Origin of the sequence: Fictibacillus arsenicus (genome assembly GCF_001999465.1) — a bacterium.
In the GTDB taxonomy this organism is placed as follows: Bacteria; Bacillota; Bacilli; order Bacillales; family Fictibacillaceae; genus Fictibacillus; species Fictibacillus arsenicus.
Genome location: NZ_MQMF01000056.1, coordinates 1 through 856, shown reverse-complemented (window position 1 = coordinate 856; position 856 = coordinate 1). Strand labels below are relative to the sequence as shown.

The 856-nt window shown below is 67.6% G+C and carries 1 pseudogene; it reads right to left on the bottom strand.

Annotated elements, in window-relative coordinates:
- Positions 1 to 758: pseudogene (locus UN64_RS21775) on the bottom strand (IS256 family transposase); the annotation flags it as partial.
- Positions 759 to 856: the final 98 nt, after the last annotated feature.

The following is an 856-nucleotide window of genomic DNA, read 5'->3' as shown; positions in this document are numbered from 1 at the left end:
GCCAGACCGCTCCGGGCAGGTTCGCTGCCACTGCTTCCACGAGGCCTCGGTGGGAGTCCGAGGTGACGAGCTTGACCCCTTGTCAGGCCGCGGGCCACCAGGTCCGCGAAGAACTCGTTCCACGCCGCCCCTGACTCCGTGGTGGCCACGCGCATCCCCAGGACCTCGCGGTGGCCGTCACCGTTGACCCCGGTAGCCAGCAGCACCACCGCGTTGACCACCCGCCCGCCCTCGCGGACCTTCATCGTCAGCGCGTCCGCGGCCACGAACGTGAACGGACCGGCCTCATCCAGGGGCCGGTGGCGGAAGGACTCCACGTGTTCATCCAGGTCCGCGGCCATCCTGGAGACCTGGGACTTGGAGAGGGCATTGATCCCCAGGGTCTTGACCAGCTTGTCCATCCGCCGGGTACTCACCCCGGCCAAGTAGCAGTCCGCCACCACGGTGATCAGCGCCGACTCCGCTCTCTTTCGGCGTTCCAGCAGCCACTCCGGGAAGTACGTCCCAGAGCGCAGCTTCGGGATGGCTACATCGACCGTGCCGACCCGGGTGTCCAGGTCCCGGTGCCGGTACCCGTTGCGCTGGGCGGACCGTGTCGGGGTGGGCTTGCCCCATTCGGCGCCGACCACCGCGTCGGCATCGGCGGAGAGCAGGGTGTTGATCATGGTCTGCAGCAAGTGGCGCATCATGTCCGGGGACGCTTCGGACAGGGCTTCGCTCAGCAGGCCGGCAGGGTCGAGAATATGAGGAGCGGTCATCGTGATGACTCCATTCGAGGGTGCTGTGAGAGGTTCACTCGAAGGATCACACGGTGGCCGCGTCCACGTCTGAGACGACGTGCCCGACCACCGGGCGC